General features: G+C 71.3%; 16 protein-coding genes and 1 pseudogene. 7 read left to right on the top strand and 10 right to left on the bottom strand.

Annotated features, from left to right (window positions below; translation table 11 throughout):
* Positions 1-15: 15 nt before the first annotated feature.
* The gene (locus tag AB0412_RS22895; RefSeq protein ID WP_366404412.1) at positions 16-519 is read left to right on the top strand and encodes a sigma factor-like helix-turn-helix DNA-binding protein; all 504 of its coding nucleotides are present in this window, start codon (positions 16-18) and stop codon (positions 517-519) included.
* Between the two features lie 16 nt (positions 520-535).
* Positions 536-787, top strand: a complete 252-nt coding sequence (locus AB0412_RS22890) for a hypothetical protein (RefSeq protein WP_366404411.1) — start codon at positions 536-538, stop codon at positions 785-787.
* Positions 788-805: 18 nt separating this feature from the next.
* Here AB0412_RS22890 and AB0412_RS22885 read toward each other — a convergent pair whose 3' ends face one another.
* Positions 806-1963 carry a cystathionine gamma-synthase gene (locus AB0412_RS22885; RefSeq protein ID WP_366404410.1) on the bottom strand — a complete coding sequence of 386 codons (1158 nt, stop codon included), beginning with the start codon at positions 1961-1963 and terminating at the stop codon, positions 806-808.
* Between the two features lie 117 nt (positions 1964-2080).
* Here AB0412_RS22885 and AB0412_RS22880 point away from each other — a divergent pair, with 117 nt between their 5' ends.
* Entirely contained in the window at positions 2081-3199 is a 1119-nt protein-coding gene (locus AB0412_RS22880) for a hypothetical protein (RefSeq protein WP_366404409.1), read from the top strand.
* Between the two features lie 63 nt (positions 3200-3262).
* Positions 3263-3724, top strand: a complete 462-nt coding sequence (locus AB0412_RS22875) for an SRPBCC family protein (RefSeq protein ID WP_366404408.1) — start codon at positions 3263-3265, stop codon at positions 3722-3724.
* Between the two features lie 113 nt (positions 3725-3837).
* Here the strand turns inward: AB0412_RS22875 and AB0412_RS22870 are convergent, their stop codons facing one another.
* Positions 3838-4881 carry an NAD(P)-dependent alcohol dehydrogenase gene (locus tag AB0412_RS22870; RefSeq protein WP_366404407.1) on the bottom strand — a complete coding sequence of 348 codons (1044 nt, stop codon included), beginning with the start codon at positions 4879-4881 and terminating at the stop codon, positions 3838-3840.
* 154 nt (positions 4882-5035) lie between these two features.
* Here AB0412_RS22870 and AB0412_RS22865 point away from each other — a divergent pair, with 154 nt between their 5' ends.
* Positions 5036-5908, top strand: coding sequence for a helix-turn-helix transcriptional regulator (locus tag AB0412_RS22865; RefSeq protein ID WP_366404406.1), 873 nt, complete (start codon positions 5036-5038; stop codon positions 5906-5908).
* Between the two features lie 58 nt (positions 5909-5966).
* Here AB0412_RS22865 and AB0412_RS22860 read toward each other — a convergent pair whose 3' ends face one another.
* The 5 genes from AB0412_RS22860 to AB0412_RS22840 all read right to left on the bottom strand — a co-directional run bounded on the left by AB0412_RS22860 (position 5967) and on the right by AB0412_RS22840 (position 13878).
* A complete protein-coding gene (locus tag AB0412_RS22860) occupies positions 5967-9305 on the bottom strand; it encodes a S8 family serine peptidase (RefSeq protein ID WP_366404405.1) in 3339 nt (1112 codons plus the stop codon).
* Between the two features lie 177 nt (positions 9306-9482).
* Entirely contained in the window at positions 9483-10190 is a 708-nt protein-coding gene (locus tag AB0412_RS22855; RefSeq protein WP_366404404.1) for an ABC transporter ATP-binding protein, read from the bottom strand.
* 191 nt (positions 10191-10381) lie between these two features.
* Positions 10382-11845: an ABC transporter permease gene (locus AB0412_RS22850; protein WP_366404403.1), complete on the bottom strand. Its 1464-nt coding sequence runs from the start codon at positions 11843-11845 to the stop codon at positions 10382-10384.
* A gap of 129 nt (positions 11846-11974) precedes the next feature.
* Positions 11975-13228: an Ig-like domain-containing protein gene (locus AB0412_RS22845; protein ID WP_366404402.1), complete on the bottom strand. Its 1254-nt coding sequence runs from the start codon at positions 13226-13228 to the stop codon at positions 11975-11977.
* A gap of 254 nt (positions 13229-13482) precedes the next feature.
* Positions 13483-13878: a hypothetical protein gene (locus AB0412_RS22840; protein WP_366404401.1), complete on the bottom strand. Its 396-nt coding sequence runs from the start codon at positions 13876-13878 to the stop codon at positions 13483-13485.
* 109 nt (positions 13879-13987) lie between these two features.
* On the opposite strand from AB0412_RS22840, the gene AB0412_RS22835 reads away from it, so the two are divergent.
* Positions 13988-14302 carry an LPXTG cell wall anchor domain-containing protein gene (locus AB0412_RS22835; protein WP_366404400.1) on the top strand — a complete coding sequence of 105 codons (315 nt, stop codon included), beginning with the start codon at positions 13988-13990 and terminating at the stop codon, positions 14300-14302.
* A 79-nt stretch (positions 14303-14381) separates the two neighbouring features.
* Here the strand turns inward: AB0412_RS22835 and hutH are convergent, their stop codons facing one another.
* The 3 genes from hutH to AB0412_RS22820 all read right to left on the bottom strand — a co-directional run bounded on the left by hutH (position 14382) and on the right by AB0412_RS22820 (position 18100).
* The gene (gene hutH, locus AB0412_RS22830; protein ID WP_366404531.1) at positions 14382-15920 is read right to left on the bottom strand and encodes a histidine ammonia-lyase; all 1539 of its coding nucleotides are present in this window, start codon (positions 15918-15920) and stop codon (positions 14382-14384) included.
* 112 nt (positions 15921-16032) lie between these two features.
* Positions 16033-17181, bottom strand: coding sequence for a GGDEF domain-containing protein (locus AB0412_RS22825; RefSeq protein WP_366404399.1), 1149 nt, complete (start codon positions 17179-17181; stop codon positions 16033-16035).
* A 118-nt stretch (positions 17182-17299) separates the two neighbouring features.
* Positions 17300-18100, bottom strand: a complete 801-nt coding sequence (locus tag AB0412_RS22820; protein ID WP_366404398.1) for an enoyl-CoA hydratase-related protein — start codon at positions 18098-18100, stop codon at positions 17300-17302.
* A gap of 217 nt (positions 18101-18317) precedes the next feature.
* On the opposite strand from AB0412_RS22820, the pseudogene AB0412_RS22815 reads away from it, so the two are divergent.
* A pseudogene (locus tag AB0412_RS22815) lies at positions 18318-18498 on the top strand (Toxic cation resistance protein); the annotation flags it as partial.

Raw genomic sequence — 18498 nt, 5'->3', positions numbered from 1 at the left:
GTGCGGGAGGCGCGGTTGCGACACGGGCATGTGTCCGAGGACGCCCGCCGGGCCCGCGAGTTCGAGGCGTTCGTCGCGGGTGCGGGTGGGCGGCTGCTGCACGCCGCCACACTGCTCACGGCGGAGGCACCGGACCACAACCCGCGTGCGCGGCGCCTGCTCACCCACGCGCTGGCACAGACGTACGCCTGCTGGGACCGGCTACGCGGCGAGGACCCCTACGACCGCGCCCGCCAGTACCTGGCCACCCGCTTCGCGCACGGGGCGTGGCACCAGCACGGCGGCCTGCTCCGCTCCCGGCCCCGTCCGGCCGGCCCGCTGGCCCGGCTCGGTCCGCAGGAGCGCCTCGTCCTGGTCCTGCGGCTCTACGAGGGAGTCGCCGAGGAACAGACGGCTGCCCTGCTCGGTCTGTCCACGGACCGGGTGCGGGCCATCTGCCTCCGCGCGGTCACCGCCGTCCTGCGCCCGCCGCCGGAGCCGGCCGCGGCGGTCCGGGGCGTCAAGGCGGTGCCGTCATGAGGTCACGGAGGCGGACGTGAGCCGGGTGAGCCGTGAGGCGACCGTGCGGCGGCTGCTGGAGCAGCGGACGCCGCCTCCCGTGCCGCCCGAGCTGCACGCGGAGGCCGTGCGGCGCGGAGCCCGTATGCTGCGCCGCCGGAGGTTCGCCCGCCGGGTGATGTGGCTGCTGCTGCTCGCGGCGACCGTGGCGTTCACGGTGTGGGCGCTGACCGCACAGCCCTGGGTGGAGCCGCCGTCGGAGACGACTCCACCCCTGACGGGCTGGTGAGGACGCTAGGGGGTGTCCTCAGTTCCCGAGCGCCTGCTGGAGGTCTTCGAGCAGGTCGTCGACGTTCTCGATGCCCACAGACAGCCGCACCAGGTCGGCGGGGACCTCGAGCGCCGAGCCCGCCGCGGACGCGTGCGTCATCCGGCCGGGGTGCTCGATCAGGGACTCGACCCCGCCCAGGGACTCGCCGAGCGTGAAGATCCGGGCCCGGTTGCACACCTCGACGGCCGCTTCCTCGCCGCCCGCCACGCGGAAGGAGACCATGCCGCCGAAGGACCGCATCTGCTTGGCGGCGACCTCGTGACCGGGGTGGTCCGGCAGCCCCGGGTACAGCACGCTCGTCACGCGCGGGTGCCGGGTGAGCATGTCGGCGACCTTGGTGGCGTTCTCGCTGTGCCGGTCCATGCGCACCGAGAGAGTCTTGGTGCCGCGCAGCACCAGCCAGGAGTCGAAGGGCCCGGCGACCGCGCCCATGGCGTTCTGGTGGAAGGCCAGCTCCTCGCCCAGCTCCGCGTCCGCCGTGATCAGGGCCCCGCCGACGACGTCGGAGTGGCCGCCCATGTACTTGGTCAGGGAGTGCACGACGACGTCCGCGCCGAGCGACAGGGGCTGCTGCAGATACGGGGTGGCGAAGGTGTTGTCGACGACGAGCCGGGCGCCCGCGTCCCGGGCGACCTGGGCGACGGCGGCGATGTCGGTGATGCCGAGCAGCGGGTTGGACGGGGTCTCCACCCAGACGACCTTGGTCTTCGGTGTGATGGCGGCCCGTACGGCGGCGGGGTCGCTCGTGTCGGCCACCGACCACTCCACGCCCCAGCGGGCGACGACCTTGGCGAAGAGCCGGAACGTGCCGCCGTACGCGTCGTTCGGGATCACCACGTGATCGCCGGGGCTGAGCAGCGTACGCAACAGGCAGTCCTCGGCCGCCAGTCCGGACGCGAACGCGAGGCCGCGGCGACCGCCCTCCAGGGCGGCGAGGTTCTCCTCCAGCGCGGTCCTGGTCGGGTTGGCGCTGCGGCTGTACTCGTAGCCGCCGCGCAGGCCGCCGACGCCGTCCTGCTTGTAGGTGGACACCTGGTAGATCGGCGGGACGACCGCGCCCGTCAGGGGGTCGGCGGTGTTGCCCGCGTGGATCGCGAGCGTCTCGAAGTGCTGACTGATGTGCCTGTCGCTCATGAGCCCGAGGGTAGTGCGCCGGCGGGGCGTGTGCCCGGATCGGTCCCCGGGCCGGGTTTTCCACAGGTCCGGTACCCAGGTTGGCCAATTGTCGGCGCGGTCTGGTTCGCTTGAGGCATGGAGATTCTGTGGGTCCTGATCGCGCTGGTCATGCTGGGCTTCGTGCTGGTTCCCGTCCTGCGGCGCGGGCGCGGCGCGGTCGGGCTGGTCACGCCGGACCATCCGGACGCGGCGGACCCGGCGAACTACGGCTTCATGCCCACCGAGGAGCTGGACATCCGCCTGCCCGGGCCCGACCAGGACCTGCTGGACGTCCTGGACGTGGTGCAGCGCACCCAGGACCATCGCGCGGCCCAGCAGCTGCTGGCGGGCACGGAGGCGGAGGGCGAGCTGCGCTGGCAGCGCGTGCAGGCCTTCGCCGGTGCCGCCTCGCTGGAGCTGCAGCAGCGGCCGGGCGGGGTGAGCGACGCGCCGGGCGGGCAGTGGCTGCGCGTGTGGCGGGCCGAGGCCCCCAAGGACGCGGGCGGAGCCGCGGTGCACGCCGAGTTCCTGGTGCAGCAGGCGTGGCGTACGGCGGCGCCGGGCACGGACGAGTTCCGGATCATCATGGAGGAGGCGAAGGCGGCGTGCGGTGAGGCGGCGCTGCTGGCACCGGGCGATCCCGTCCCGTACATCGTCGAACTGTCGGTGGCCCGCGGACTCGCCTACTCCCACAAGGACTTCGAGCAGCTGTGGCTGAAGATCCTCGACCGCGCGCCGAACCACATGGGCGCGCATCTGGCGGCGCTGCACTACTGGTGCGAGAAGTGGCACGGCTCGCGGGAGCTGGCGTACTCGTTCGCGGAGGCCGCGGCCGCGCGGGCGCCGCAGGGTTCGCTGCTGGCCGCGATGCCGCTCTTCGCGGTGTTCGAGCACCTGCCCGAGGTGAACCTGGTCAGCGGCTTCTATCAGAGCGAGGTCGTCACCAAGGCGGTCCACGGCGCGCTGCACGCGGTGCACTCGGCCCGCCCCGACGACCCGATGCTGGCGCACGTGCGGCACCTGCTGGTCTTCTTCCTGGTGCGCGGCGAGCGCTGGGCCGAGGCGATGAGCCAGCTGATACACATCGACGGCCATGTCGGCGCCCTCCCGTGGACCCTGTCCCCCGACCCGGCCGCGGAGTTCGCGGTGTACCGGGCCCTGGCGGTGGCGGGCTACGAGGCGAACGGCGGCAGCCCGGCGACGCTGCCGCACTGACACCGCCCCGCGCGGGATGCGCCGCGCGGGCCGTTGTCAGTGGCCGGTGCTTTCATGGGTTCCATGACCAGCAGCAGCGTCGGCGTGGAGCGGCGGATCGCCGCGCCCCGGGACCGGGTGTGGGACGCCCTGACGGACCTCCGGGGCATGGAGCGGAGGCTCAAGGGCGTCACGAAGGTCGAGGTGCTCACCCAGGGGCCCTTCGACGTCGGCACCCGCTGGCGGGAGACCCGCCGCATGTTCGGCAAGGAGGCCACCGAGGAGATGTGGGTGACCGCCTGCGCACCGGCCGAGCGGTACGTGGTGGAGGCCGAGTCGCACGGTATGCACTACGTCTCCGAATGGGACCTGCGCGCGGACGGCCCCGGTGCGACGACGGTCCGCATGACCTTCACGGGCAGGCCGACCGGCCGCCAGGGCCTGCTGGCCAGACTCCTCGGCGGACTGGGCGCGGGCGCGGTGCGCAAGGCGATCGGCAAGGACCTGGACGACATCGCGTCGTCGGTGGAGCAGGGCGGGGCCTGAGCGCGTCGGGGCTGCCCGCCCTCGCCCTCGGGCCCGCCGACCAGATGCGGCACCGTGTATGACGGAACGCAGCAGGCAGATGTGACCAGGAGGCGGCGGGCCGGGCGGCGGTCTCAGATCGTGGCCGTGTCGATCACGAAGCGGTAGCGGACGTCGCTGTTCAGGACCCGCTCGTACGCCTCGTTGATCTCGGCCGCGCCGATGAGTTCGATCTCGGCGCCGATGCCGTGCGCGGCGCAGAAGTCGAGCATCTCCTGGGTCTGGCGGATGCCGCCGATCATGGAGCCGGCGAGGGTCTTGCGGCCGCCGATCAGTGAGAACAGGTTGAGGGAGATCGGCTCCTCGGGGGCGCCGACGTTCACCAGCGCGCCGTCGGTTCGCAGCAGCCCCAGGTAGGCTCCGAAGTCGAGCGGGGCCGACACCGTGGAGACGATCAGGTCGAAGGTGCCCGCGAGCTGCTCGAAGGTGGCCGGGTCGCTGGTGGCGTAGTAGTGGTCGGCGCCCAGCTTCAGCCCGTCGTCCTTCTTGCGCAGGGACTGCGACAGCACGGTCACCTCCGCGCCGAGGGCGTGCGCGAGCTTGACGGCCATGTGACCGAGACCGCCCATGCCGAGGACGGCGACCTTCTTGCCCGGGCCGGCGTTCCAGTGCTTCAGCGGCGCGTAGGTGGTGATGCCGGCGCACAGCAGGGGCGCGGCCACGTCCAGCGAGAGCCCGTCCGGGATGCGCAGGACGTAGTTCTCGTCGACGACGATCTTCTGCGAGTAGCCGCCGTAGGTGGGCTCGCCGTCCTTGCCGACGGCGTTGTACGTGCCGACCATGCCGGATCCGGTGCAGTACTGCTCCTCACCGGCCCGGCAGTTCTCGCACTCCCGGCAGGAGTCGACCATGCAGCCGACGCCCACGCGGTCGCCGACGGCGAACTTGGTGACACCGGGGCCGACCTCGGAGACGACGCCGGCGATCTCGTGGCCGGGCACCATCGGGAAGATCGCCTCGCCCCAGCCCTCGCGCGCCTGATGAATATCGGAATGACAAATTCCGGCGAACTTGATGTCGATCAGAACGTCGTACGTCCCGACCTCGCGCCGTTCGATAGTGGTGCGCTCCAGCGGAGCCTTGGCGGCGGGTGCGGCGTATGCGGCAACGGTGGTCATGCCGGGTTCTCCGGATTCTCGCAGGGGAAGTGGGATGTCCCCCAGCCTGCCGCCCCGCACGAAGGCCACCCAGACCACGGCTCTTCCTACGCCCGCCGTGCCTACCACTGGCGGGGTCAGGCTCATGGGCGTACGACCCGGGATACTGGAGAGCATGGATGGACAGCTGGACCAGCGCACCGAGCTGAGCGAGTTCCTGCGCAGCCGGCGGGCCCGGCTCAAGCCGGAGGACGTGGGCCTGCCGTCGTACGGGCGGCACCGCCGCGTGCCGGGTCTGCGCCGCGAGGAGCTGGCGCAGCTCGCCGGGATGTCCGTGGCGTACTACACGCGCCTGGAGCAGGGCAACGGACGGAACGTCTCCACGGAGGTCCTCGACTCGATCGCCCGCGCGCTGCGGCTGTCCGACGCCGAGCACGCGCATCTGATGCACCTGGTGAAGCCGACCCGGCGCAAGAAGAAGCCGACGGCGCGACCGCAGCAGGTGCGGGCGTCGCTGCTGCAGCTGCTCGACTCGATCGAGACGGTACCGGCGTACGTGACGGGTCGGCGCACGGACATCCTCGCCTGGAACCGCATGGCGGCGGCCCTCTTCGGCGACTGGGGCGAGCTCCGGCCACAGGAGCGGAACTGGGCCCGGCTGGTCTTCCTGAACCCGGAGTACCGCGAGCGCTACGTCGACTGGGACCAGAAGGCCTCCGACGTCGTCAGCTTCCTGCGCATGGACGCGGGCCGCTACCCGGACGACCCGCAGCTGTCGACGCTGGTCGGCGAACTCTCCATGAAGAGCGAGGAATTCCGCCGTCTGTGGGCCACCCACGACGTCAAGGAGAAGGGCCACGGCGTCAAGCGCATGCGCCACCCGCTCGTGGGCGACCTCACCCTCTCCTTCGAGACGTTCCACCTCCCCGACGACCCGGACCAGGCCCTGGTCACCTACCACGCGGAACCGGGCTCGCCGGCGGCCGAGGCACTGCGGTTGCTGGGGAGCTGGGGGGCGGACGAGAGGCAGCCGGACGCCGCCCTGTGAGTCACGACAACGGCCCGCCCGCGAAAGCGGGCGGGCCGTTCGGCCGACGATCCGGTCGCTACTTCCCGTAGTACGCGTTGTAGATCGAGATCGTCGACTTGTTGCCCTTCTTGTCGGCGATCTTGGCGTGGAAGGAGATGGCCTTCCCCTTCGCCGGGTTCTTCACGGTGATCTTGCCCTTGGTGACCGTGACCTTCTTCCAGGTCTTGCCGTAGTCGTAGGAGACGTACACCGCGAGGGACTTGAGGTTCTTGCCCTTGGCGGCGCCCTCCACGGTGACCGGGAAGGTGGTCTTCGCACCGGCCGTGACCTTGCTGTCCAGGCCCGTCGTGGCGTCGAACCGGACGGTGGAGGCGGGCAGGTGGGCGACGTCGCCGGTCTTCTTGGAGCGGAAGGTCCAGCTCGCGTCGATGCGGGTGGAGGCGGCGGCGACCTTGACGCTGCGCTTCACCGACGTCGTCAGCCGGTAGGCGGCGTCACCGGACGGCACCTTGAACTCACCGTCACCGAACAGGGGATCGGTGTTGGAGCCGACCTTCTTGCCGTTGCGGTAGAGGCTGGTGGTGACCGACGTGAACTCCGAGGAGCCGGCGTGGCCCTTGCCGTCGGCGAACAGCGGCAGCAGGCCGTAGATGCTGTTGCCGTCGCGGAAGAGACCGAACTCGGCGTTCAGCCGGGGACCGAAGACGGCCGTGTTCACCGTCTCCTTGTAGGTCTTGCCCGCCTTGAAGGTCTTCTCCGTGCCGACCAGGTAGACCGCCTCCGTGAGCGGCCAGCCCTCCTCGTCGACACCGCCCTGCTGCTCGAAGTCGAGGTCCCACTTCACGCCGCCCGAGGTGGACAGGTGCAGGGTGCGGGTGCCGGGCATGGTCTGCGGGATGCCGATCGAGGAGGCGCCGCTGCTGCCGGGCAGCCACCCCAGCGCGCTGACCGCGCCCTTCTTGCCGCTCGCCGCGGCCCCGAGGTTCACCTTCACGGTGGCCAGCTCGCCCGCCTTGTACTGCCGGGTGTAGCCGGTGGCGAGCTGCTTGACCTTGGCAGCGGTGGTGGTGTCGTACTGCTCCTTGCCGCCCTTGGTCCAGTGGCCGTCCCACTGCTGGCTCAGCGAGCCGTCGGTGATCTGCGGGCCGAGATGGGCGGAACGGAAGTCGTCGTACGACTCCAGGAACCAGCCGAAGGTATAGGTGGCGTTCTTCGACGCCACGGTGTAGTCGGCCGAGGCGAACGCGGACTTGGCCGCCGGGTCCGGCACGGTGATGTTCACCGCCTTGGCCTTGCGGGCGTCCAGGGTGACCGTCGTGTCCTTGGTGACGCTGAGCCGCGGCTGGGCCAGCCAGTCGGCGCCCTCGTACTTCTCCGGGTCGGAGCCGACGAAGATCCCGGCGTCCAGGACGTACCCGCCCTTGGGCACACGGACGGTGACGGTGCCGTCGGCCTCGAAGGGCTGGTACCACTTGTCGGTGGCCAGGCCCGATGTGCCGCTCAGGCTCGCGGTGTAGTTGCCGGACGCCTTGCCGTCACGGCCGAGGAACGTCAGCGTGACGTCGTACGACTCCACCTCCCGCTGCACAGCGGCGGCGGTGCGTACGCTCTGCCCTCCGCCCGTCGCGATCACGTACGCCGAGTACGCGCCGTCGAGCGTGCCGCCGAGCTTCGTGTTCACCGTGAGGTCGACCGCGGCCTTGCCGCCGGCCGGGACCTTCAGCGTCTTCGCGCCCAGGGTGAAGAAGCCGGACGGGGCGGGCTTGCCCTTCGGGTCGGTGGCGGCCGACGTCAGCTTCAGGGTGACGTCCTTCGTGCCGAGGTTGCGGTAGGTCAGCTGCTTGGTGACCGGCTTGTCGTCGATGTGCGGCCACTGCTGGACGCCGAAGCTCAGGGAGACCGGATCGGCGATCACCGTCTGCTTGATCGCCTTGTCGACCTGGATCCGGCCCGACCCCTGCTCGAACGGCGTGTACGTGCCGCCCTTGGTGGACGCGGTGAGCGCGGACTTCAGCTCCGTGTACGTCCACTTCGGGTGCTGCTGCTTGAGGATCGCCGCGGCGCCCGCCACATGCGGGGTCGCCATCGACGTACCGGAGATGGTCATGTAGCCGGCCGGCTTCTCGCCGACCTCCTTCGCGATGTCGTTGCCCTTCGCGGAGGCGGCCGTGATGTCCACACCCGGCGCGGTGACGTCCGGCTTGATGGCGCCGTCGCCGAGGCGCGGGCCGGTCGAGGAGAAGTCGGCGAGCCGGTCCTTGCCGTCGACGGCGCCGACCGTGAGGGCGGCGTCCGCGCTGCCCGGCGAACCGATCGACTCGGGGCCGGAGTTGCCGGCCGCGATGGCGAACAGCACGCCCTTGTCGGCGGACAGCTTGTTGACCGCCGCCTCCAGCGGGTCGACCTCGGGCGTGTCTCCACCGCCCAGGCTCATGTTGACGACGTCGGCGCCCTGCGCGGCCGCCCACTCCATGCCGGCGAGGATGCCGGAGTCGTCACCGAAGCCGGAGTCGTCGAGCACCTTGCCGTTGAGGATCTTCGCGCCGGGCGCCACCCCCTTGTACTTCCCGCCGGACTTGGCACCGGTGCCGGCCGCGATCGAGGCGACGTGCGTGCCGTGGCCGACCTTGTCGCCGGCGTCGGGCGCGGAGGTGAAGTTCTTGGCGGCGAGCACCTGGTTCTTCAGGTCGGGGTGCGTCGCGTCCACGCCGGTGTCGAGTACGGCGATCTTGACGCCCTTGCCGTCGTAGCCGGCGGCCCATGCCTTGGGCGTGCCGATCTGCGCGACGGACGTGTCGAGGCTGGCCTTGCGGACCCCGTCCAGCCACACGTGGGCGATGCCGGAGGCGGTGCGGTCGCCGTTGGTGACCGCGTCCCACAGCTCGTGCGCGTCCTCGTGGGGGGTCTGCACGGCGTCCGCGTTGAGCGACTTCAGGCTGCGGCGCAGCGTGCCCGCGTCCCGGACGTCGGCCTTGGCGGACTTCGCGCTGCCCTTGTACCCGACGATGACCTTCAGGCCCCGCTTGTGGGCGCCGCGGGTCGTGGCCTTGCCGAGCTCCGTGACGTCGAAGAGCCGCTGGTCGAGCTTGCCGGTCGCGACCAGGCGGTCCACGTCGGCCGGCATGACGTACGTATGGCCGTCGACCTTGCGGATCCGGACCGGTATGCCGTCCCGGCCCTCGGCGCGCTCCAGGCCGACGACACGGCCCTTGGCGTCGACGGCGACGCGGTCACCGGTGATCAGTGTGATGCGGTGCTTGGTGCCCAGCTTCTCGGCGGCGGCTGTCCGCTGCCCGTCGGCCGGCGCGGCGGCCGCGTCGTCGGCCGACGCCGGGCCCGTCATGCCCGCCGCGAGCGCCACGGCCGCGGCCGTGGCGACCGTGGCCGCGCATGCTCTTCTCACTTGTCTGCGCACGTATCCCCCTAGCGAAGTCGCCGGGCGAAGTCCCCGTCACCCGGCCGGGGGTGGTCTCGTACGCATGCGCGCACCCCCCGGATCACGCAGTATGCCGAGGGGTGATCAAGCGCCTCAAGGGCTGTGGACAACGTGGTCAAGTCGACGGACGGCTGTGATGCGTTCGACGGAACTCCGTTACAGGACCGCCGGGTTGGAGCCTTTCTCGCTCTGGTTCTCCTGCACCGTGATGCGACCCTTGCGAATCGTCGCCACGCGCGGGGCGCGCTTGGCGATCGCCGAGTCGTGGGTGACCATGACGAAGGTCAGGCCGAGTTCCTTCCATCGGCGGATCAGCAGCTCCATGATCTCGTCGCGCATCGACTCGTCGAGGTTTCCGGTGGGTTCGTCGGCGAGCAGCACCTTCGGTTCCTTCACCAGGGCGCGGGCTATCGCGACGCGTTGCTGCTGGCCGCCGGACATCTCGCCGGGGAGGTGGGTGCGGCGTTCACCCAGGCCGACGGAGGCGAGGGCCTCGGCCGCCTTCTCGCGTCGTTCCTTGGCCTTGACGCCGAGGGGGACCAGGGCGGTCTCCACGTTCTCCTGGGCGGTGAGGGTGGGGATGAGGTTGAAGGACTGGAAGACGAAGCCGATGCTCTCGCTGCGGACCCTGGTCAGCCGGGCCTCGGGGAGTTGCGCCAGGTCGGTGCCGTCCAGGACGACTTCGCCGGAGGTCGGCCGGTCCAGGCCGCCGAGCATCTGGAGGAGGGTGGACTTGCCACCGCCGGTGGGGCCCTGGATGACCAGGCGGTCGCCGTCGGGGATGGTCAGGTCCACACCGGCCAGGGCGTCGACGGTTTCCTTGCCTCGGGTGTAGCGGCGGGTGACGCCTCTGAGTTCGTACATGGTGGCTCCTGAGAAGGTTCGGGGTGGTGCGGCTGTCGTGGTCGGCTGCGGGTGGGTGGGGGCTGGCTGGTCGCGCCCACGCGGCGGAGCCGCACATCGATACAGCCCCGCGCCCCTTGGGGCGTTGCGGTCCCGCCCACCCGTCCCCCAGCAGCACTCCCTGGCTGCGCCCAGCCGCGGCCGGCGTTCAGTTACTCGACCCGGCGCAGTGCGTCCGCCGGGCGCAGTCGTGATGCGCGCCAGCCTCCGAACGCGCCCGCGATCAGGCCGCCGGTCACCGCGAGGCCCACCGCCAGCGCCACGGTCGTGAGGCTCACCGGTGCGGTGAGAGCCACCTCGAGGGTCTTCGCGGCGGCTTCCCGGCCCGGTCCCATCAGCGCGCCCCCACCGGGTCCGCCCCCGCCCGGGCCACCGGTGCCGCCACCACCACCCAACTGCGCCTCCAGCGTCGGGCTGATGGCCGTCACCGCATACGCCCCCGCCAGCCCGAGCCCGATACCCAACGCTCCGCCGAGCAGCCCGTTGACCATCGCCTCACCGACCACCTGCCGGGTCACCCGGACCGACTTCCAGCCCAGCGCCTTGAGCGTGCCGAACTCGCGCACCCGGCGGGACACGGCCGACGCGGTCAGCAGCCCGGCCACCAGGAACGCCGCCACCAGCACCACGACGGACAGCCACCTGCCGACGTTCGAGGCCAGCGAGGAGGCCGTGGAAAGGGAGCCGGACACCGTGTCCGCCAGGTCCGCGGAGGTCGTCACCGTCGTACCGGAGATGTTCTTCTGGATGGCCGACTTGACGGAGCCGATCTGCTGGGAGTCGGTCGCCTTGACGTAGATGGTGGTGACCTTGTCCTCGGCGTCGGCGAGGGTCTGGGCCTGCCTCAGCGGGACGTAGAGGTTGGCGGCCGCGTCGCCGCTGGAGGCGGTGGCTATGCCGACGACCTCGTACTTCGTGCCCTTGATGGTGACCGTGGAGCCGACCTCGAGCTTCTTCTCCTTGGCGTACGCGGAGTCGGCGACGGCCACCTTCGCGTTGGTCTCGCTCGCCTTGAACGTGCGGCCGCTGGTGATCTCGGAGGAGGTCAGCGGTCCGAGGGCGGGCTCGGTGACGTCCGTGCCGTAGACGGAGTAGCTGTTGACGTCGAAGTCGGCGCCACCGCCCTGGACCCGGTCCTGCGGCGAGGGCTGGGCCGCACCCGGGCCGCCCTGACCGCCCTCGCCGCCCTGGCCCTGCTGGACCTGACCCCGTGTGAACTCGCCACTGACCTTGAGCACTTGGAGGCTCAGCCCGCCGACGGCGTCGGCGACCCCCTCCTGCCCGGCCACCTTGCCCACGGTGGAGCTCGCCAGGGTCTGGAAGCCCTGCACCATGACCCGGTCGCTGCTCTGCTCCTTCTCGGAGCCGTCCTCCTCGGCGTCGAAGCGGAAGCGTGGCCGCTGGGCCGTCTGCGTGGCATCCGCGGCCTTAGTGACGGTCATGTCCGTGCCGAGCCCGTACAGCGACTGCAGGACCTTCTCCTGGGCCTTGCCCATGCCGGAGGACACCGAGTTGACGACGATGACCAGCGCGATGCCGAGTGCGAGGCCGGAGGCGACGACGAGGGCCGCCTTTCTGCGGCGGCGCAACTCACGTCTGAGGTAGGTGAAGAACATGGCGGCAAGCTAGGGACGGCGCGTGATGAAGAGGTAAGCCCGCCATAAGAGACCCATGAGAACGCCGATGCCGCCGCCCGCCCTGCACGGGCGGACGGCGGCATCAACCGCAGGCGAAGGGCGAGGGCGTCAGACCGCCGAGCCCGCCTTCCACTGCTCCCAGCTCATGTTCCAGCCGTTGAGGCCGTTGTCCGGGGCGATGGTCTTGTCGCCGGTGTTCTGCACGACGACCACGTCACCGATGAGCGAGTTGTCGTAGAACCAGGCGCCCGGCATGTTCGGGTCGTTCGCCCCCTTGACGTCCTGCAGGCCCACGCAGCCGTGGCTGGTGTTGACGCTGCCGAAGATGGACTTGGCGCCCCAGTAGTTGCCGTGGATGAAAGTGCCGGAGGTGCTCAGGCGCATGGCGTGCGGCACGTCCTTGATGTCGTACTCGCCCTCGCCGTCGTCGTCGGTGAAGCCGACGGTCGCGCCGTTCATCCGGGTCTCCTTGAACTTCTCGGAGATCACCATCTGGCCCTCGTAGGTCTTGTTCTCGGGCGAGCCGGCGGAGATCGGGATGGTCCGGACGGTCTTGCCGTCCTGCGTGACCTTCATCTGCTTGGTCTTGGCGTCGACGTACGAGACCTGGTTGCGGCCGATCTTGAAGGTGACCGTCTTCTGCTGGACGCCGTAGACCCCCTCGGCGCCCTCGACGCCGTCGAGCGCCAGCTTGAGGGTGACGGTGGAGCCCTCCTGCCAGTAGGTCTCGGGGCGGCAGTCCATGCGGTTGGCGTTGAACCAGTGGCAGGCGACTTCCTGGCCGCTGGTGGTGGAGACCGTGATCCCCTTCTGGACGGCGGCCTTGTTGGTGATCGCCTTGTCGAAGTTGATCGACACCGGCATGCCCACGCCGACGGTGGTGCCGTCGTCCGGGGTGAAGGTGCCGATGAAGCTGTTGGCCGGGGAGACCGTGGTGAACGAGGCGTTCTCGTGGGCGGCGCGGCCCTCGGAGTCCTCGGCGGTGGCCGACAGCTTGTAGGTGGTGGCGCGCTCCAGCTGGGCGTTGGGCTTCCAGCTCTTCTTGTCGGCGGATATCTCGCCGGCGACGGCGGTGCCGTCGGCGGTGGTCATCTTCACCTCGGTGAGCGTGCCCTTGGTCACGGTCACGGCGGCGGCGTTGTTGATGGAGGCGTTGGTCGAGCCGTCCTTCGGCGTGATCTTGATCTGCGCCTCGGAGGTCTTCTTCGCGGCGGCCTCGTCGACCTGGGCCTGCGAGGTGTCGTCGTTCCCCCCGTCGCCGGAGCCCTTGTCGTCGCCGCCGGAGCAGGCCGAGAGCACCAGCACTCCGCCGAGCAGAGCGGACGCGGCCATCAGACCCCTGCGCCGCTTACCGTCCGTCATCACACGCTTCTCCATCGTTGCCGATTCCCCAGGTCCCCCGCGGGCCCTCCCGCCCGGAGCTGGCCCGGATCCGAGAAGACCCCGCAATAACTTTCAACGCTACGACCGTTTGATCCCGTTCCCCATGGTCCGTGGATGTGGGGCTCACCACGTCCACGGCGGCGGACGGGGAGGATGTCGGTCCGTGCGCCGCTTGAGACGCCGTGACCCCGGACGGCGGTTGCCGCCCGGGGTCACGATTTCCCCAAGCCGCGTCAGCCAACCGCCCGCTCGTCGTCCGAGTCGTCCTCGGCGTCCGCATCGTCCGCTGCGGCCTCGTCACGATCGTCGTCCTCGTCCCCATCATCCTCGCCGAGGTCCCACTCGGGCGAGTCAGGGTCGTAGTCGATCCGCTCACTGCTCCAGGAGGCCTGCTGGAGCTCCACCCCCGGCACCTCGCCGACCAGGTCGAACGGGTCCACGAGATAGGCGAGGGCCTCCGCCGTGTCCTCCGTCACAGCGCTCTCGGCGTGCGCCCGCTCCGCGTCGGGCATGGCGTCGTCCTCGCCGATCCTGCGCAGCGCGGCCTCGGTCACCGCCTCCTCGTCGCCGACCTCGAGGACGACTTCCACGCGAATCCGTACAAACCCTGATGTCTTTGCAGTACTCATGCCCGGAGCGTACGGCCGGCGGCTCCCGTGACTTTCCTGTGACCCGCGCCTTTCACTAACATCGCCCCACACGGCCAATTCGCCAGCGCCACAAGGGGATCGATATTCCGTGTCATCCGCTGTCCGTCCGTTGCTGACCGCCACCGCCGCGGGCACCCTGCTGTGCGCCCTGTGGTTCGTCCCGTCCGCGAACGCGACCTCGGACTCCGCGGCGAGAGAGTCGGCCACGGCCACCCCGTCCCCGCAGGTCACCGAGCAGGCACGAGCCGCGTCCGCGTCCCTGGACGGCACAGGCGAGGAGGTCCGCCTCGCCGACACGGGCAGCTTCGACAGCACCCCGTACATCCTCGCCGGCACGGCCTGTCTGGCGCTCGGCGCGGGCTTCGTCACCTACTCGGTACGCCGGGAGCGCCTCGGCCCGTGACGCCCCCGGGGGCGGGCCACTGGTCTCACGAAACACCCGGGGCCTCACGGACGAATCCGCGAGGCCCCGGCTGCGTCTCTCACCGCAGCGGCCCGGTGACCGCCTCCACGGCCGCGATCAGGCGTCCCTCGCGGACGAAGGCGTCCGCGGCGGCGAGGTCGGGCGCGAGGTATCGGTCCGGTCCGGGACCGCCCACCCCCGCCTCCCGTACGGCGTCGATGACGGCCTGCGTCGCGGGCGCGGGAGTCAGACCCTCGCGCAACTCCACGGCGCGGGTGGCCGCGTACAACTCGACGGCGATGACGCGGGTGAGGTTGTCGACGGCCGTGCGCAGCTTGCGCGCCGCCGACCAGCCCATGGACACGTGGTCCTCCTGCATCGCGGAGGACGGGATGGAGTCCGCCGACGCCGGTACGGCGAGCCGCTTCAGCTCGCTCACCAGCGCCGCCTGCGTGTACTGGGCGATCATCAGCCCGGAGTCGACGCCGGCGTCGTCCGCGAGGAACGGCGGCAGCCCGTGGCTGCGGTTCTTGTCCAGCAGCCGGTCGGTGCGGCGCTCGGCGATGGAGGCGAGGTCGGCCGCGGCGATGGCGAGGAAGTCCAGCACGTAGGCGACCGGGGCTCCGTGGAAGTTGCCGTTGGACTCCACACGGCCGTCGGGCAGCACCACCGGATTGTCGACGGCGGAGGCGAGTTCGCGCTCGGCGACCGTGCGGGCGTGCGCCATGGTGTCCCGCCCGGCGCCCGCGACCTGCGGGGCGCAGCGCACGGAGTAGGCGTCCTGCACCCGCGGTGCGTCGTCCTGGTGATGTCCCGTCAGCCCCGAACCCTTCAGTACGGCCAGCATGTTGGCGGCGCTGGCGGCCTGACCCGGGTGCGGGCGGATGGCGTGCAGTTCGGGGGCGAGCACCTTGTCGGTGCCGAGCAGCGCCTCGAGGCTGAGGGCGGCGGTGACGTCGGCGGACTTGTACAGGGTCTCCAGGTCGGCGAGGGCCATGACCAGCATGCCGAGCATGCCGTCGGTGCCGTTGAGGAGGGCCAGGCCCTCCTTCTCGCGCAGCTCGACGGGCCGGATGCCGTGCTCGGCAAGCAGCTCGCCCGCGGGCCGCACGGTCCCGTCGGGCCCTTCGGCGTCCCCCTCGCCCATCAGCGTCAGGGCGCAGTGCGAGAGCGGGGCGAGGTCGCCGGAGCAGCCGAGGGAGCCGTACTCGTGCACGACCGGGGTGATCCCGGCGTTCAGCACGTCGGCCATGGCCTGGGCGACCTCGGGACGGACGCCGGTGTGCCCGGAGCAGACGGTCTTCAGCCGCAGGAACATCAGCGCGCGCACGACCTCGCGCTCCACCCGGGGGCCCATCCCCGCGGCGTGCGAGCGGACGATGTTGCGCTGCAGCTGAGCGCGCAGCTCGGGGCTGATGTGCCGGGTCGCCAGGGCGCCGAAGCCGGTACTCACCCCGTACACGGGGTCCGGCTTGGCGGCCAGCGCGTCCACGATCTCCCGGGACGCGGCGAGGGCCGCCACCGCCTGTGCCGACAACTCGATGCGGGCCCCGCCGCGCGCCACGGCGAGCACGTCGGACGCGGTCACGCCGGACGTCCCCACCACCACAGTGTGCATATCCATATTCAGGAGCGTACGCAGTGAATTCGATGATGTCACCCCTGGGGGTGCTGTTCACCCCTTACCGATCCGGTCACAGGACTCTCGGGGCACGGTGCGGGGCGTGCCGCTAGGGCGCATGCCGCCCCCGGAACCGCCGCCGCTCCCCGTCCCGCTCCCGCGCGGGCTCGTCCGCGAGCCGTACGACGGGATCGTCCGGGCCCTCCCGCCCGGCGACGACCGGATGGGCGGACCGCTCGGCCTTGGCCCGGTACTGAGCCGCGTCGGCCAGCCGGAACAGCCGCCGCGCCGACCGCACCGGCCCGATCGGATCGCCGGTGGACGCCACACCGCAGGCCACCCCGTCACCGAGCCCCAGGTCGACGGCCCGCCGGCACACCTGGTCAGCGGCCTTGACGACCTCGTCCGCCGTCGGCCCCACCGCCAGCAGGCAGAACTCGTCCCCGCCGAGCCGAGCCGCGAGCGCCCCCGGCAGGGTGGCGCCGCACAGCGACAGCACGGTCCCGAACCGCTCCAGAAGCCGGTCGCCGACGGAATGCCCCAGCGTGTCGTTCACCCGCTTCAGCCCGTTGAGATCGCACACCACGAGACTGACGACCGCCCCGTCCCGGCGATGCCGCTCGATCGCCTCGTCCAGCCGCGCGTCCACCGCCCGCCGATTGGCCAGCCCGGTCAGCGCGTCGGTGAACGCCAGCCGCCGGGCCTCCTCCAAGCGCTCGGTCTGCGCGATCCCGGCCGCGACGACGGCCGCCAGAACGGTCGCGAAATCGGCGTCGCTGCGCCCGAAGACGGGCGCGCCGACCGGCCGGGCCACATACAGCTCGCCCCAGGCGCGCCCGTGCAGCACGATCGGGGCGACGACACAGCACCCGCGGCCCCGGCGCCGCAGGGCGGCCACCCTCTGGTGGCAGTACCCGGGCCGCCCCGCCGCCGCCCCCTCGGCCGTCTCCACCCAGGCGTCCGGCTCACCGCCACCGGCCCACCGCTCGTGCAGGAACTCGGTGATCTCGGCGAACTGATGCACCGGATAGGACTCGTCCTCCGGGAACTCCTCCTCCCCCTCGGCCAGCACGCCCACGTTCACCAGGACCCGCAGCCGTCCGAGGTCCCGCTCCCACACCGACAGCGCGGCGAAGCTCCCGCCGAGCGCCCTGCGTGCCCCGCCGGCCGCCGCCCTCCAGGCCTCCCGCGCGTTCTGCGCGGCGGCCATGCCCTGAGCCAGCGCCACCACGGCCGCCAGCCGGCTGTCCTCACCCATCCCTCCAGGCTAGGGAGGTTCTGGAAGAAAAGGGACTCAAGGGGAGCGAAAGGGTCTTATGGGCGGTCGGCGCAGGACCGGGTCGGGCCCGGTGCCCGCGGAGGGACGAAGCCGGGGGTCACTCGCCGGGCCACTGGGGCTTTCGCTTCTCGTTGAAGGCGGCCACGCCCTCCGCCCGGTCGCCCGAGAACGCGACCGAGCGCCAGGCCGCGTCCTCGACCTCGAGACCGGCGGGCAGGTCCAGGCCGTGGCCGAGACGGAGGGCACGCTTGGCCGCGCGCAGGCCCACCGGGGAGTTGGCTGCCATGCGGGCGGCCAGGGCCAGGGCCTCCTCCCTGTCCCTGCCCTCCTCCACCAACTGGTCCACCAGGCCCAGCTCCCGGGCCTCGGCGGCCTCCACGCGCCGCGCCGTGAAGATCAGCTCGGCCGCCCTGGCCGCACCGACCCGCCGGGGCAGCAGCTGGGTGCCACCGCCGCCGGGAATCACGCCGACGGACACCTCGGGCAGCCCCACCACGGCCGTACGGTCCGCCACGATCACATCGCAGGACAGCGCCAGCTCGAAGCCACCACCCAGGGCAAAGCCGTGCACGGCCGCGACGGTGGGCACCGGCAGGTCCAGCACACCGGTGTACGCCGCACGGGCCACCGGCCGCTGACGCACCAGGTCGGCGTCGCTGAACGAGTTCCGCTCCTTCAGGTCCGCGCCCACGCAGAACGCCCGCTCGTGCGACGAGGTCAGCACCACCACCCGCACACTCCGGTCCGCCCCCAGCGCCGCGCACGCCCCGGCGACGGACCGGGCCATCTCGGTCGAGACGGCGTTCATGGCCTTGGGCCGGTCGAGGACGAGCTCCGCGACATGCCCCTGCTCATGCCGCCGCACCAGCACGAACTCCCCGAACCGTTCCTCACTCATGACACCCTCCGGTTAACGCGTGTTAACAAGTTCGCCGCTCCGATCATCGCAGCCGACGCCCACCAGGAAAAGGGCGCACGCCCGGTTCCCCGATCACCCCCCGCCCACCCGTTCGAGTGACATCGGGCGACTCCTGGCCCCACCCGCCCGGCAAGCGCCTAACGTGCCCAGCACCGCGGGCGCATTCGGGGGCGCGTTCGCAGGGGGAGGGATCGCGATGACGACCGACACACCACAGCGCACCACCCAGCAGTCACCGACGCGCACCACCCCGGAGCCGTCCACGGCCACCGCCCTGGAGCCATCCGCGGCCACCACGCCGGAACCATCTACGGGCCCGAACCCGGAGCGATCCGCGGCCACCACGCCGGAACCATCTACGGGCCCGAACCCGGAGC

The organism is Streptomyces sp. NPDC052012 (assembly GCF_040689265.1).
Lineage (GTDB): Bacteria > Actinomycetota > Actinomycetes > Streptomycetales > Streptomycetaceae > Streptomyces.
The sequence above is the reverse complement of the archived record's forward strand: the minus strand, read 5'-3'. Positions and strand labels throughout refer to the sequence as shown.

Bases quoted from the DNA above. Each gene is read 5' to 3' on its own strand.
- AB0412_RS22845 (WP_366404402.1), bottom strand. From the start codon at position 13,228: ATGACGGACGGTAAGCGGCGCAGGGGTCTGATGGCCGCGTCCGCTCTG.
- AB0412_RS22855 (WP_366404404.1), bottom strand. From the start codon at position 10,190: ATGTACGAACTCAGAGGCGTCACCCGCCGCTACACCCGAGGCAAGGAA.
- AB0412_RS22885 (WP_366404410.1), bottom strand. From the start codon at position 1,963: ATGAGCGACAGGCACATCAGTCAGCACTTCGAGACGCTCGCGATCCAC.
- AB0412_RS22825 (WP_366404399.1), bottom strand. From the start codon at position 17,181: ATGGGTGAGGACAGCCGGCTGGCGGCCGTGGTGGCGCTGGCTCAGGGC.
- AB0412_RS22865 (WP_366404406.1), top strand. From the start codon at position 5,036: ATGGATGGACAGCTGGACCAGCGCACCGAGCTGAGCGAGTTCCTGCGC.
- AB0412_RS22820 (WP_366404398.1), bottom strand. From the start codon at position 18,100: ATGAGTGAGGAACGGTTCGGGGAGTTCGTGCTGGTGCGGCGGCATGAG.
- AB0412_RS22870 (WP_366404407.1), bottom strand. From the start codon at position 4,881: ATGACCACCGTTGCCGCATACGCCGCACCCGCCGCCAAGGCTCCGCTG.
- AB0412_RS22875 (WP_366404408.1), top strand. From the start codon at position 3,263: ATGACCAGCAGCAGCGTCGGCGTGGAGCGGCGGATCGCCGCGCCCCGG.
- AB0412_RS22880 (WP_366404409.1), top strand. From the start codon at position 2,081: ATGGAGATTCTGTGGGTCCTGATCGCGCTGGTCATGCTGGGCTTCGTG.
- hutH (WP_366404531.1), bottom strand. From the start codon at position 15,920: ATGCACACTGTGGTGGTGGGGACGTCCGGCGTGACCGCGTCCGACGTG.
- AB0412_RS22840 (WP_366404401.1), bottom strand. From the start codon at position 13,878: ATGAGTACTGCAAAGACATCAGGGTTTGTACGGATTCGCGTGGAAGTC.
- AB0412_RS22850 (WP_366404403.1), bottom strand. From the start codon at position 11,845: ATGTTCTTCACCTACCTCAGACGTGAGTTGCGCCGCCGCAGAAAGGCG.